11 protein-coding genes are annotated in these 13,279 nt (G+C 57.2%); 7 read left to right on the top strand and 4 right to left on the bottom strand.

The window, feature by feature from the left end; translation table 11 throughout:
• Positions 1-89 precede the first annotated feature (89 nt).
• The 3 genes from fdhF to P346_RS01810 all read left to right on the top strand — a co-directional run bounded on the left by fdhF (position 90) and on the right by P346_RS01810 (position 3,507).
• A complete protein-coding gene (gene fdhF, locus P346_RS01820) occupies positions 90-2,237 on the top strand; it encodes a formate dehydrogenase subunit alpha (protein WP_084492174.1) in 2,148 nt (715 codons plus the stop codon).
• A gap of 321 nt (positions 2,238-2,558) precedes the next feature.
• On the top strand, positions 2,559-2,711 hold the full coding sequence (locus tag P346_RS01815) for a Hok/Gef family protein (RefSeq protein WP_032644722.1): 153 nt from the start codon (positions 2,559-2,561) through the stop codon (positions 2,709-2,711).
• A gap of 121 nt (positions 2,712-2,832) precedes the next feature.
• A complete protein-coding gene (locus P346_RS01810) occupies positions 2,833-3,507 on the top strand; it encodes a tetratricopeptide repeat protein (RefSeq protein ID WP_029740746.1) in 675 nt (224 codons plus the stop codon).
• An 80-nt stretch (positions 3,508-3,587) separates the two neighbouring features.
• Here P346_RS01810 and gltP read toward each other — a convergent pair whose 3' ends face one another.
• Complete coding sequence (gene gltP, locus P346_RS01805) at positions 3,588-4,901, bottom strand: glutamate/aspartate:proton symporter GltP (RefSeq protein ID WP_023310067.1); 1,314 nt, start codon at positions 4,899-4,901, stop codon at positions 3,588-3,590.
• Positions 4,902-5,324: 423 nt separating this feature from the next.
• On the opposite strand from gltP, the gene acs reads away from it, so the two are divergent.
• The 3 genes from acs (at position 5,325) to actP (ending at position 9,379) form a co-directional block, all read left to right on the top strand.
• Complete coding sequence (acs, locus tag P346_RS0122015) at positions 5,325-7,283, top strand: acetate--CoA ligase (protein WP_032662566.1); 1,959 nt, start codon at positions 5,325-5,327, stop codon at positions 7,281-7,283.
• A gap of 135 nt (positions 7,284-7,418) precedes the next feature.
• The gene (locus P346_RS01800; protein ID WP_023310065.1) at positions 7,419-7,733 is read left to right on the top strand and encodes a DUF485 domain-containing protein; all 315 of its coding nucleotides are present in this window, start codon (positions 7,419-7,421) and stop codon (positions 7,731-7,733) included.
• Positions 7,730-9,379 (top strand): cation/acetate symporter ActP, encoded by a 1,650-nt coding sequence (gene actP / locus P346_RS01795; RefSeq protein ID WP_032662568.1) that lies wholly within the window; start codon positions 7,730-7,732, stop codon positions 9,377-9,379. Before P346_RS01800 ends, actP begins: the two co-directional genes overlap by 4 nt.
• A gap of 32 nt (positions 9,380-9,411) precedes the next feature.
• Here the strand turns inward: actP and P346_RS01790 are convergent, their stop codons facing one another.
• Positions 9,412-10,101, bottom strand: a complete 690-nt coding sequence (locus tag P346_RS01790) for an LrgB family protein (RefSeq protein ID WP_023310063.1) — start codon at positions 10,099-10,101, stop codon at positions 9,412-9,414.
• The gene (locus P346_RS01785; protein WP_032662570.1) at positions 10,094-10,504 is read right to left on the bottom strand and encodes a CidA/LrgA family protein; all 411 of its coding nucleotides are present in this window, start codon (positions 10,502-10,504) and stop codon (positions 10,094-10,096) included. The genes P346_RS01790 and P346_RS01785 overlap by 8 nt, the downstream gene beginning before the upstream one ends.
• A gap of 102 nt (positions 10,505-10,606) precedes the next feature.
• Here P346_RS01785 and P346_RS01780 point away from each other — a divergent pair, with 102 nt between their 5' ends.
• Positions 10,607-11,494 carry a LysR family transcriptional regulator gene (locus P346_RS01780; protein ID WP_032662572.1) on the top strand — a complete coding sequence of 296 codons (888 nt, stop codon included), beginning with the start codon at positions 10,607-10,609 and terminating at the stop codon, positions 11,492-11,494.
• Between the two features lie 81 nt (positions 11,495-11,575).
• Here the strand turns inward: P346_RS01780 and P346_RS01775 are convergent, their stop codons facing one another.
• Positions 11,576-13,222, bottom strand: a complete 1,647-nt coding sequence (locus tag P346_RS01775) for a Na+/H+ antiporter (protein ID WP_023310060.1) — start codon at positions 13,220-13,222, stop codon at positions 11,576-11,578.
• Between the last annotated feature and the right edge of the window lie 57 nt (positions 13,223-13,279).

Genomic DNA, 13,279 nt, shown 5'->3' on the forward strand with positions numbered 1-13,279 from the left:
GACCGTAAAGTCAGGGTATACCCATACAAAAAACATGGCATAGAAGCTGCATAGTGGGTGCGAATGATTCGATTAACTGGAGCAGACTGATGAAAAAAGTCGTCACGGTTTGCCCTTATTGTGCCTCAGGTTGCAAGATCCACCTGGTGGTCGATAACGGCAAAATCGTCCGGGCGGAGGCCGCACAGGGGAAAACCAACCAGGGCACGCTATGCCTGAAAGGTTACTACGGCTGGGATTTTATTAACGATACCCAAATCCTCACCCCGCGCCTGAAAACCCCTATGATCCGCCGCGAGCGCGGCGGCAAGCTGGAAGCCGTCTCCTGGAGCGAGGCGCTGGATTACGTCGCCACGCGTCTGAGCGCCATCAAGGCCAAGTATGGCCCGGATGCAATTCAGACCACCGGCTCTTCACGCGGGACGGGGAATGAAACCAACTATGTGATGCAAAAATTCGCGCGCGCCGTTATTGGAACCAATAACGTCGACTGCTGCGCTCGCGTTTGACACGGCCCATCGGTTGCAGGTCTGCACCAGTCGGTCGGTAACGGCGCAATGAGTAATGCCATCAACGAGATAGATAACACCGATCTCGTCTTCATCTTTGGTTATAACCCGGCGGATTCTCACCCTATCGTCGCGAACCACGTTATTCGCGCTAAGCAGAACGGGGCGAAAATCATCGTCTGCGATCCGCGCAAAATTGAAACCGCGCGCATTGCGGATATGCACATCGCGTTGAAAAACGGCTCGAACATCGCGCTGTTGAACGCAATGGGACACGTCATTATTGAGGAGAACCTGTACGACCAGGCGTTTGTCGCGACCCGTACGGAAGGTTTTGAAGAGTATCGGAAAATTGTCGAAGGCTATACGCCAGAGTCGGTGGAAACAATCACCGGCGTCAGCGCGCAGGAGATCCGCCAGGCGGCACGGATGTATGCCGGGGCGAAAACCGCCGCCATCCTGTGGGGAATGGGCGTGACCCAGTTCTATCAGGGTGTGGAAACCGTGCGTTCTCTGACAAGCCTCGCGATGCTGACCGGCAATCTGGGTAAAGCGCACGTCGGCGTCAACCCGGTACGTGGGCAGAATAACGTTCAGGGCGCCTGCGATATGGGCGCGCTGCCGGACACCTACCCGGGCTACCAGTACGTGAAGTTCCCGGAAAACCGCGAGAAATTCGCGAAGGCCTGGGGCGTGGAAAGCCTGCCGGAACACACCGGGTATCGCATCAGCGAGCTGCCGCACCGCGCGGCGCACGGCGAAGTGCGTGCGGCCTACATCATGGGTGAAGATCCGCTCCAGACCGACGCCGAGCTGTCTGCCGTGCGCAAAGGGTTTGAGGATCTGGAGCTGGTGATTGTCCAGGATATCTTCATGACCAAAACCGCGGCGGCGGCGGATGTGATTTTACCGTCGACCTCCTGGGGCGAGCATGAAGGCGTCTACACGGCGGCAGACCGCGGCTTCCAGCGCTTCTTTAAGGCGGTCGAGCCGAAGTGGGATCTGAAAACGGACTGGCAGATCATCAGCGAAATAGCCACCCGCATGGGCTACCCGATGCACTACAACAACACTCAGGAGATCTGGGACGAGCTGCGCAATCTGTGTCCAGACTTCTACGGGGCAACCTATGAAAAAATGGGTGAGCTGGGGTACATCCAGTGGCCGTGTCGCGATGAGTCAGAAGCCGATCAGGGGACGTCATACCTCTTTAAAGAGAAGTTCGACACCCCGAACGGGCTGGCGCAGTTCTTCACCTGCGACTGGGTCGCGCCGATCGATAAACTCACCGACGAGTATCCGATGGTGCTCTCCACCGTGCGTGAAGTGGGCCACTACTCCTGTCGTTCGATGACGGGTAACTGCGCCGCGCTGGCGGCGCTGGCGGACGAACCGGGCTACGCGCAAATCAACACCGCCGACGCAGCGCGCCTCGGCATTGAGGACGAAGCGCTGGTGTGGGTGAACTCGCGCAAAGGGCGGATCATCACACGCGCGCAGGTCAGCGATCGTCCGAACAAAGGGGCGGTCTATATGACCTACCAGTGGTGGATTGGCGCCTGTAACGAGCTGGTCACGGAGAACCTAAGCCCGATAACCAAAACGCCGGAGTATAAATACTGCGCCGTACGCGTGGAGCCGATTGCGGATCAGCACGCTGCAGAACAGTACGTCATTGACGAATATAACAAGCTGAAAGCCCGACTGCGCGAAAGCGCAATGGGTTGAAGCCGTTAATTAAACGATGAATAAAGGGAGTGAGATATTCACTCCCTTTTTATTTCCGCTTAACCCATAAAATACATCAATTATTATTCTGGAAAGCAGCTCGCAGAAATAATGTAATTTTCGCGAAAAAGAATTACATCTTTGCATTTTAATCCAGAGGGATAAGATGTGCAGCGGGTGCTTAAGACTTTCTGTCTTGAGCATTGTTGAGGGACAGAAAGTAGAAAGCCCCGGGAAATTTTCATTTACCCGAGGCTACTCCCTCAACTCCGACAAGTTGAGAGTAGCCTCTTATTCTTTTTTTGACAAGGAGTAAAAGGCATGACGCCATTAAAAACTGCGTTAGGCATTGTCTTTATTATTTGCCTGACGATAGTGATCTTTACCTTTATTACTCGAGGTAAGTTATGCGAGTTTTCAATAAAGGGTGAACATCAGGAGGTGGCGGCAAAATTAGCCTGTAACGCAGGCTAACCTCTACGGGCGGAACCAAGGTTCCGCCCGGCTTGCAGGATGCTGAGGTCTTAATGCACCCATTTTTTTCTTCTGTCGCCGCGATTATACTGCGCGGCGTGTACCCCGATGATAAGAACCCATGAAACATATTTTTCTGTTGTTGTTACTTTTTACATCGCTTGTCCGTGCCGACGAGATTGGCAGCCAGTACAAAGAACAGGCTGAAGCGGGTGACGCCCGTGCCCAGTATTATTTGGCCGACACATACTTTAGCTCCGGTGACAGCAAGCAGGCCGCGCTGTGGGCCGAGAAAGCCGCTAAAGGTGGCGATGTCGACGCCATGGGGCTGCTCTCGCAAATCCTCTTTACCCAGGGAAATTATGCGCAAGCTAAGGCGCTGGCGCAGCAGGCAACCATCGCGGGCAGCAAACGCGGCGCGATCATGCTGGCGCGCGTGCTGGTCAATACTCAGGCAGGTAAAACTGACTATCCTCAGGCCATCAAACTGCTGCAAACGGCGGCCGAAGATATCGATAACGATTCTGCGGTAGATGCGCAAATGCTGCTGGGGCTGATTTATGCCAACGGCGTTGAAGTGGCCCAGGACGACGTGCAGGCCGCCTCGTGGTTCAAGCGGAGCTCGGCACTTTCACGCACCGGCTACGCCGAGTACTGGGCAGGGATGTTGTTCAGGCAGGGAGAGAAAGGCTTTATCACGCCCAATAAACAGAAAGCGCTGTACTGGTTGAACCTGAGCTGCACTGAAGGGTTTGATACGGGATGCGAAGAGTTTGATGCGTTAAGCGGGGAGTAAAGTGCCGGGTGGCGGCTTCGCCTTACCCGGCCTACAAAACCCGTAGGCCCGGTAAGCGCAGCGCCACCGGGCTTAGGATGTTACTGGTCGGCCGTCTTATCAAAACGACCCAGCACCTCGCGTTCATACGCCAGCGCTTTTTTACGATCGAATTTGTGTTCCCACTTGGCGATAACCAGCACCGCCAGAGCATTCCCCACCACGTTCAGCGCGGTACGCGCCATGTCGAGGATACGGTCGACACCGGCGATAAACGCCAGACCTTCCAGCGGAATACCGACGCTGCCAAGCGTTGCCAGCAGCACCACGAAGGAGACGCCCGGAACGCCTGCAATACCTTTGGACGTCACCATCAGCGTCAGCACCAGCACGATCTCCTGCCACAGCGACAGGTCAATGCCGTACAGCTGCGCAATAAAGATGGCGGCGATGCTCTGGTACAGCGTCGAACCGTCCAGGTTAAAGGAGTAGCCGGTCGGTACCACGAAGCTGGTAATAGAGGCAGGCGCGCCGTAGGCTTCCATCTTCTCAATGATGCGCGGCAGCACGCTCTCAGAACTTGCCGTGGAGTACGCCAGAATCAGCTCATCTTTCAGGATGCGAATCAGGATCCAGATGCTCAGCCCGCACAGGCGCGCCACGATCCCCAGCACCACCAGTGCGAAGAACAGAATGGCGAAGTGCACCAGGAGTACCAGCTTCGCCAGCGGCCACAGGGAGGCAAAACCGAAGTTCGCCACGGTCACCGCGATAAGCGCAAACACCCCTACCGGCGCGTAACGCATCACCATGTGGGTCACTTTGAACATGGTTTCGGAGATAGAGCGGAACACGGTCACCAGCGGCTCACGGTGCGTCGCAGGCAGGGAAGAGAGCCCCAGACCAAACAGCACCGAGAAGAAGATGATAGGCAGCATCTCGCCCTTCGCCATTGACGCCACGATGTTGGTCGGCACCAGCGACAGGATAGTGCCCATCAGGCCATGCGCATGGCTCTGCACGTCAGCGGTCGTACTTTGGTATTTCGAAATATCCACCGTTGCCAGCTGCGACATATCGATCCCGGAACCCGGCTGGAACACGTTCGCCAGCGTGATACCAAGGATAATCGCAACCGTAGTGATCACTTCGAAATAGATAATGGTTTTCGCACCAATACGACCTAACTGCTTCGCATCGCCGACGCCCGCAATACCGACCACCAGCGTCGAGATCACAATCGGTACCACGATCATCTTGATCAGATGAATAAAGATATCCCCTGCCGGTGAAAGCAGGTTCGCAATCAGCCATTCGCGGCTGTCGCTGTGATAGTGGAGGTAACTGCCCAGCAGGATGCCCAGCACAAGGGCGATTAAGATCTGCCAGGCAAGGCTGACTTTAACGTTTTTCATAGAAACTGACTTCCTCAATGAAGCGCCGTATTCACTCAAACTGCATGAATATGGAGACATACTGAAAGGGTATGAATTGTGTTGCGTTGGTTTATGGGATTTTTTAACGCGGCGTATGAGTATCATTTGCGCGACCTGTTGCGCAAGCCTTAAAGAACGACGCGTTTCACTCACAAAAGCGATGATGACGGGAGTTTGTTCTAATTCTGATAAATAACCTTTTGTTATAAAAAAGCTTTTTTAAACATAAATGTGAATAATCGTCAGCATCAATTATTTTCCTTCAAAGTTTCATTCGCTCAATTTTCATACTCTTCAAACAATGCGTGATCTGTAGCCCAAATAATAAACAAAGCTTGTAAAGCCCCTACAATTAACGTTTTTGCGACATATTATTAACATCTTACAAGGAGAAAAAAAGCCATGAGCCAAATACATAAACACGACATTCCCGCAAATATTGCGGACCGTTGCCTGATCACCCCGGAGCAGTACCACGAGAAATATCAGCAATCTGTCTCCGCCCCGGACACCTTCTGGGGTGAGCAGGGCCATATCCTTGACTGGATCAAACCTTATCAGAAGGTGAAGAACACCTCCTTTGCGCCCGGCAATGTCTCCATTAAATGGTATGAAGATGGCACCCTGAACCTGGCGGCGAACTGCCTCGATCGTCACCTCGCCGAGCGCGGGAATGAGACGGCCATCATCTGGGAAGGCGATGACGCCTCGCAAAGCAAACATATTACGTACAAAGAGCTGCACCGCGACGTGTGCCGCTTCGCCAACGTCCTGCTGGAAAAGGGCATTAAAAAAGGCGATGTGGTCGCTATCTATATGCCGATGGTGCCGGAAGCGGCGGTGGCCATGCTGGCCTGCGCGCGTATCGGCGCGATCCACTCGGTGATTTTCGGCGGGTTCTCGCCAGAGGCGGTTGCGGGCCGTATTGTCGACTCCAGTTCAAAACTGGTGATCACCGCCGATGAAGGCGTGCGCGCCGGGCGCGGTATCCCACTGAAGAAAAACGTCGACGAAGCGCTGAAAAACCCGAACGTCAAAACGGTCAGTAACGTCATCGTCCTGAAGCGTACCGGCGGCAAAATCGACTGGAACGAGGGGCGCGACCTCTGGTGGAGCGACCTGATTGAGAAAGCGAGCGACCAGCATCAGCCGGAAGAGATGAACGCAGAAGATCCGCTGTTCATTCTTTATACCTCCGGCTCCACCGGTAAGCCGAAAGGCGTTCTGCACACCACCGGCGGCTATCTGGTCTATGCGGCCACCACCTTCAAATACGTCTTCGACTACCATCCGGGCGACATCTACTGGTGTACCGCCGACGTGGGCTGGGTTACCGGACACAGCTACCTGCTGTACGGCCCGCTGGCCTGTGGCGCAACAACGCTGATGTTTGAGGGCGTACCAAACTGGCCGACCCCGGCGCGTATGTGTCAGGTGGTCGATAAACACCAGGTCAACATTCTCTACACCGCACCAACGGCGATCCGCGCATTAATGGCGGAAGGCGATAAAGCCATCGAAGGCACTGACCGCTCTTCATTGCGCATCCTCGGTTCCGTGGGTGAGCCAATCAACCCGGAAGCCTGGGAGTGGTACTGGAAGAAAATCGGCAACGAGAAATGCCCGGTGATGGACACCTGGTGGCAGACCGAAACCGGCGGTTTCATGATCACTCCGATGCCGGGCGCCACGCAGCTGAAGGCCGGTTCCGCAACCCGTCCGTTCTTCGGCGTGCAGCCTGCGCTGGTGGATAACGAAGGCAACCCGCTGGAAGGCGCCACCGAAGGCAACCTGGTGATCACTGACTCCTGGCCGGGTCAGGCGCGTACCCTGTTCGGCGATCACGATCGCTTCGAGCAGACCTACTTCTCGACCTTTAAAAACATGTACTTCAGCGGCGACGGCGCGCGTCGTGACGAAGACGGCTATTACTGGATAACCGGGCGCGTGGACGACGTGCTGAACGTCTCCGGCCACCGTCTGGGCACCGCTGAGATTGAATCGGCGCTGGTGTCGCATCCGAAGATTGCCGAAGCGGCGGTTGTGGGCATTCCGCACAACATCAAAGGCCAGGCGATTTACGCCTATGTCACTCTGAACCACGGTGAAGAACCGTCGCCTGAGCTCTACGCTGAGGTGCGCAACTGGGTGCGTAAAGAGATTGGCCCGCTGGCGACGCCGGACGTGCTGCACTGGACCGACTCGCTGCCGAAAACCCGTTCCGGCAAAATTATGCGTCGTATCTTGCGCAAAATCGCGGCTGGAGACACCAGCAACCTCGGTGATACCTCAACGCTCGCGGATCCTGGCGTGGTGGAAAAACTGCTCGAAGAGAAGCAGGCCATCGCGATGCCTTCCTAGTGTTTTCTCCCTCTCCCCGTGGGAGAGGGCCGGGGTGAGGGCATCAGACCGCCCCTTCCTCCCCTCACCCTAACCCTCTCCCCAAAGGGGAGAGGGGACTAAAAACAAACCTACCTTACCTTTGGAGACTCTGTGATGAATAACGATATTTGTCAGCAGATAGAGAATAGTGCGCACTACAGGGAGCTCGTCGATAAGCGGCAACGGTTTGCCTTCATCCTTTCCATCATCATGCTGGTTATCTACGTCGGCTTTATTCTGCTGATCGCCTTTGCCCCGCACTGGCTGGGCACCCCGCTGCACGAGGGGACCAGCGTGACGCGCGGGATTCCGATTGGCATTGGCGTGATTGTGATTTCATTCTTGCTGACAGGCGTCTACGTCTGGCGCGCGAACGGTGAATTCGATCGACTTAATAAAGCGGTACTGCAAGAGGTAAAAGCATCATGAAGAGAGTTCTGACGGCGCTCGCCGCCACGCTTCCCTTTGCCGCCCACGCGGCGGATGCCATTACCGGCGAGGTCCAGCGCCAGCCAACCAACTGGCAGGCCATTGTGATGTTCCTGATTTTCGTCCTGCTGACGCTGTACATCACCTACTGGGCGTCGAAACGCGTGCGCTCCCGTAACGATTACTACACCGCTGGCGGCAACATTACCGGCTTCCAGAACGGGCTGGCAATCGCGGGTGACTTTATGTCCGCCGCCTCGTTCCTCGGGATCTCCGCGCTGGTGTACACCTCCGGCTATGACGGCCTGATCTACTCCCTCGGCTTCCTCGTCGGCTGGCCAATCATCCTGTTCCTGATTGCCGAACGCTTGCGCAACCTGGGACGCTACACCTTCGCTGACGTGGCATCCTATCGCCTGAAGCAGGGGCCGATTCGCACCCTCTCCGCCTGCGGTTCGCTGGTGGTGGTGGCGCTGTACCTGATTGCGCAGATGGTGGGCGCGGGTAAATTGATCGAACTGCTGTTCGGCCTGAACTACCACATCGCGGTGGTGCTGGTTGGCGTGCTGATGGTGATGTACGTCCTGTTCGGCGGCATGCTGGCAACCACCTGGGTGCAGATCATCAAAGCGGTATTGCTGCTGTTCGGCGCCAGCTTTATGGCCTTTATGGTGATGAAGCACGTCGGGTTCAGCTTCAATAACCTGTTCACCGAAGCGATGGCAGTCCACCCGAAAGGGGAAGCGATCATGAGCCCGGGCGGGCTGGTGAAAGACCCGATATCCGCGCTCTCGCTGGGTCTCGGCCTGATGTTCGGGACCGCGGGCCTGCCGCATATCCTGATGCGCTTCTTTACCGTGAGCGATGCGCGTGAAGCGCGCAAGAGCGTCTTTTACGCCACCGGTTTCATGGGTTACTTCTATATCCTCACCTTTATCATCGGCTTTGGCGCGATCATGCTGGTGGGGGCGAACCCGGCGTTTAAAGACGCGGCGGGCGCGCTGATTGGCGGTAACAACATGGCGGCGGTGCACCTGGCCGACGCGGTGGGCGGTAACCTGTTCCTCGGCTTTATCTCCGCCGTGGCCTTCGCCACCATTCTTGCGGTAGTTGCAGGGCTGACGCTGGCCGGCGCGTCTGCGGTGTCGCATGACCTCTACGCCAACGTCTTCCGCAAAGGCGCGAGCGAGCGCGACGAGCTGAAGGTCTCGAAAATCACCGTGCTGGTGCTGGGCGTCGTGGCGATTCTGTTAGGCATTCTGTTCGAGAAGCAGAACATCGCCTTTATGGTGGGGCTGGCCTTCTCGATTGCGGCAAGCTGTAACTTCCCGATCATCCTGCTCTCCATGTACTGGTCGAAGCTGACCACGCGTGGGGCGATGATTGGCGGCTGGCTGGGGCTGCTGACGGCGGTGATCCTGATGATTCTGGGCCCGACCATCTGGGTGCAGATCCTCGGTCACGCAAGCGCTATCTTCCCGTATGAATACCCGGCGCTGTTCTCGATCGCCGTGGCGTTTATCGGCATCTGGTTCTTCTCGGCCACCGACAATTCGCCGGAGGGTAACCTGGAGCGTGAGAAATTCCGCGCCCAGTTTATCCGTTCTCAAACCGGCCTGGGCGTTGAGCAGGGCCGCGCGCATTAAGCCTTTCTCCCCGGTCATTCTGGCCGGGGAGCTTAAAACATCACCCACGCCACCAGCGGCGCAATCAGCACCATTACCACGCCCGAAAGCATCATCACCAGGCTCGCGACAACGCCCTCCTGCTGCCCCAGCTCATACGAACGTGCCGTGCCCGCCCCGTGCGATGCCGCGCCAAACCCCGCGCCTTTTGCCATCCCTTCACGGATCGACAATCGCAGGAACAGCATATCGCCGACCGCCATACCGAACACGCCCGTCACGACAACAAACAGCGCCACCAGATCCGGCTGTCCGCCGAGCGGTTTGGCGGCCGCCAGCGCAAACGGTGTGGTTACCGAACGCACGGCCAGGCTGCGCTGAATTTCATCGGGCAGCGTAAACAGCCGCGCCAGCCAGACGGAGCTGCACACCGCGACCACCGTGGCGGTGATCACGCCTGCGCTGAGCGACATCCAGTGGCGTTTGATAATGGCGAGGTTGTCGTAAACGGGGACGGCAAAAGCGATGGTCGCCGGGCCGAGCAGCCACAGCAGCCAGTGGGATTCGCCAATGTAGTTCTGCCAGGAGATGTGGCCGAAGACCAGCATCAGCACCAGCAGGATCGGCGTGAAGACCAGCGGCATCAGCGGCAGGGCATGGAAACGACGATACAGCCGCTTGTTGGCAAAGTAGATCGCCAGCGTCGCAATCAGGCACAAGACGCTGATCTGAAAGTTAGTCATGTTTGTGCCTGCTGATTTCAAAGCGATACACTTTATCCACCACCCAGGCGGTCGCCCCCAGCACCATCAGCGTACTCAGCGCAATAACGGCAAAGATTCGCCAGCCGTCGACCATCAGCAGCTGGGCGTAGTTCACCACCGCCACCACGGCAGGAACAAAGAACAGCAGCATCTCCGCCAGCAGCCAGCGCGCCCCGGCGCGCACCCAGTTAAGGGGGATCACGCGGCACAGAATAAGCGTCAGCATCAGCAGCATCCCGACAAGATTTGCGGGCAGCGGCAGATGCAGCCAGCCGACAAGATATTCCGCGAAAACAAACAGTCCCGCGTAGAGCAGTACCTGCATCGGGACCTGGAGTCGTTGCACAACGGCAGGCGTAACACGGCTTAACGCCACGGCCATGGGGGTTTTCCTCAAAAATGAGACGAGGCGCCAGTATAGAGAGCGCACGGTATGGACTGAAATGAATTAAAATCATCAAAGGTATAGTTTCGAGGAATAATCATGGACATAAGAACGCTGCGCTATTTTGTCGAAGTGGTTCGTCAGCAAAGTTTTACCCGCGCAGCGGAGAAGTTGTTTGTTACCCAGCCCACCATAAGCAAGATGCTGAAAAACCTCGAAGATGAACTGAACTGTACCCTGCTGATCCGCGACGGGCGCAAGCTGCTGCTGACCGACACCGGACGCGTGGTGTTCGAACGCGGGCTGGCGATTCTGGCGGAGTTTCGCCAGCTGGAAGCGGAGCTGGGCGATATCAATCATCTGAAGAAAGGTGTGCTTCGCCTCGGCATTCCGCCAATGGTGGGGATGATGATGGCCGGGCCGATTAGCCTGTTTCGCCAGCGTTATCCCGGCGTTGAGCTGAAGATTTCGGAGTTTGGTGGGTTAACCGTCCAGCAGGCCGTCACCAACGGCGAGCTCGACGTGGCAATGACCGCCCTTCCCGTTGAGGAAGAGAGCGGTCTGGCGACGCTTCCTCTCTTTAGCCATCCGCTGTGCGTGCTGGTGCCCCGCTCCGGCGACTGGCTGAAGTTAGACTCGGTGAGACCTGAACTGCTCGGCGAGCACCCTCTGCTGATCTACAACGAAGACTTCGCCCTCAGCCGCCAGCTGATGACGCTGTTTAACCAGCATAACGTCAAGCCGCGCATAGCGGTGCGCAGCGGACAGTGGGATTTCCTGGCGGCGATGGTGCAGGCCGGCGTGGGGATTGCCATTCTGCCGCAGCCGATTTGCGAACGTCTGGATAAAAACACGCTGCGCTGGATCCCGCTGGAGAGCGACCTGCACTGGCAACTGGGGATGATCTGGCGCGAAGGGGTGTATTTATCGCAGAGCGCGCAGGCGTGGCTGCAGTGTTGTGAGGGGTTTTGGGTGCGGTCTGAATAGTGCCGGGTGGCGGCTTCGCCTTACCCGGCCTACGGTTCGAAGGTAGGCCCGGTAAGCGCAGCGCCACCGGGCAAAACAGCGCTACTGATTCTCTATCAACAGCGCTTCCAGCAGGTCCAGATCGTGCAGCAGCTTTTGCAGCGTTTCGTTGCTGATCTGCCGCGTGGCGCGCAGGTGATACAGCTCGGCGCGCTCTGAGCGCAGCGCCGCCAGGCGGAACCGACGCTCCAGGTTCTCCTCCTGCAGCGAGCTTTCCACGTCGTTACGCCCGTCCGCGCGGCGGCGCAAGTTACCAATCACGCGGGAACTGACCTCCGTCAGCAGCTGATTATCGATGTTCTCTTCCGCATCCGCGGCCAGACGCTCTTCCATTTTCTGAATCGCGACAATTGCCACTTCGGCAGTCGCCGCCCGGGCAATACGTTCTTCTTTATGCTGCTGAGTCGAATCACCGGCATCAATATGCTGGAGTAAAATCGGCAGCATAATCACGCCGACAAACAGGGAGAACAGAATCACGCCCGCCGCCAGGAAGACCAGCTCGTAGCGCGCCGGGAAGACGTCGCCCGTGGGCAGCAGCAGCGGAATGGAGAGCACACCGGCAAGGGTGATCGCCCCGCGTACGCCCGCAAAAGAGGCGATCAGCAGCTCACGCGTTGTCCACGAGCCGAACTCCATCGGCTTTTTCTTCAGGAAACGTACGCTGAAGTTTTTCATCGTCCACAGCCAGCCGAAACGCACCAGCATCAGCGCCATGTAGATCAGCACGATGTCGGTAAACAGCATCCAGACCTCAACGTTCGGGTCGGCTTCGGCCGCAACCAGCGAGGATTCCATAATGCCCGGCAGCTGCAGGCCCAACAGCAGGAACACCATGCCGTTAAAGACAAATTCCAGCATCGCCCAGGTGCTGTTTGCACGCAGGCGCATGGCCAGCGGCGCGCGGCGCATTACGCCGGAACGGGTAATGGTCATCCCCGCCGCAACCGCTGCCAGAATGCCCGACACGCCGATATGTTCGGCAATCAGATAAGAGGCAAACGGCAGCAGGAACAGCAGTACGATCTGCGTTGCGGGCTCATCGCCGCCCCAGCGGCTGAGGAAGCGCAATGAGCGGCCGTACAGCCAGCTCACCACGAAGCCTGCGAGAATACCGCCAATCGCCACCTTGAAGAATTCCAGGGTTGCGCCGCCGACGGTAAAGACCATCGTGCCCATCGCAACGGCCACGGCAAACTTCAGGGCAACCAGGCCGGAGGCGTCGTTCATCAGCGCCTCACCCTGTAAAATCCCCATGATTTTCTTCGGAATACGGCCTTCACCCACAATGCCGGACAGCGCCACGGCATCGGTTGGCGACAGCACGGCGGCCAGCGCGAAAGCCGGTATTAACGGAATACCCGGTACCGCCCAGTAGATCAGAAAACCAATCCCGACGACGGTGACCACCACCAGCGCCAGCGCCAGGCCGAAGATCTCGCGCCCGTGCTCAAGGAATTCTCGCGTGGGCGTTTTCCAGCCATCGGCAAACAGCAGCGGCGGGATAAACAGCACGAGGAACAGTTCGGGGTCAAATTCCACGTGCAGGCCAAACGTCGGCCACGCCAGCAGCGCGCCGATGGCAATTTGCATTAATGGCAGGGGGACCTGAAAGGGCAGTACGCGTGTAACCACCCCGGATAGCGAGACCACAAGGGTCATGATGAGTATTGTGAAGAAGATTTCCATGCGTTCCCTGTTTGCTGTGTTGCTTATGTACTCCGGAAGGCGTCGTGCCTTTTATTC

The organism is Enterobacter sp. DC1, from assembly GCF_000568075.1.
Classification (GTDB): Bacteria; Pseudomonadota; Gammaproteobacteria; order Enterobacterales; family Enterobacteriaceae; genus Enterobacter; species Enterobacter asburiae.

Bases quoted from the DNA above. Each gene is read 5' to 3' on its own strand.
- P346_RS01815 (WP_032644722.1), top strand. From the start codon at position 2,559: ATGACGCCATTAAAAACTGCGTTAGGCATTGTCTTTATTATTTGCCTG.
- P346_RS01810 (WP_029740746.1), top strand. From the start codon at position 2,833: ATGAAACATATTTTTCTGTTGTTGTTACTTTTTACATCGCTTGTCCGT.
- gltP (WP_023310067.1), bottom strand. From the start codon at position 4,901: ATGAAAAACGTTAAAGTCAGCCTTGCCTGGCAGATCTTAATCGCCCTT.
- acs (WP_032662566.1), top strand. From the start codon at position 5,325: ATGAGCCAAATACATAAACACGACATTCCCGCAAATATTGCGGACCGT.
- P346_RS01800 (WP_023310065.1), top strand. From the start codon at position 7,419: ATGAATAACGATATTTGTCAGCAGATAGAGAATAGTGCGCACTACAGG.
- actP (WP_032662568.1), top strand. From the start codon at position 7,730: ATGAAGAGAGTTCTGACGGCGCTCGCCGCCACGCTTCCCTTTGCCGCC.
- P346_RS01790 (WP_023310063.1), bottom strand. From the start codon at position 10,101: ATGACTAACTTTCAGATCAGCGTCTTGTGCCTGATTGCGACGCTGGCG.
- P346_RS01785 (WP_032662570.1), bottom strand. From the start codon at position 10,504: ATGGCCGTGGCGTTAAGCCGTGTTACGCCTGCCGTTGTGCAACGACTC.
- P346_RS01780 (WP_032662572.1), top strand. From the start codon at position 10,607: ATGGACATAAGAACGCTGCGCTATTTTGTCGAAGTGGTTCGTCAGCAA.
- P346_RS01775 (WP_023310060.1), bottom strand. From the start codon at position 13,222: ATGGAAATCTTCTTCACAATACTCATCATGACCCTTGTGGTCTCGCTA.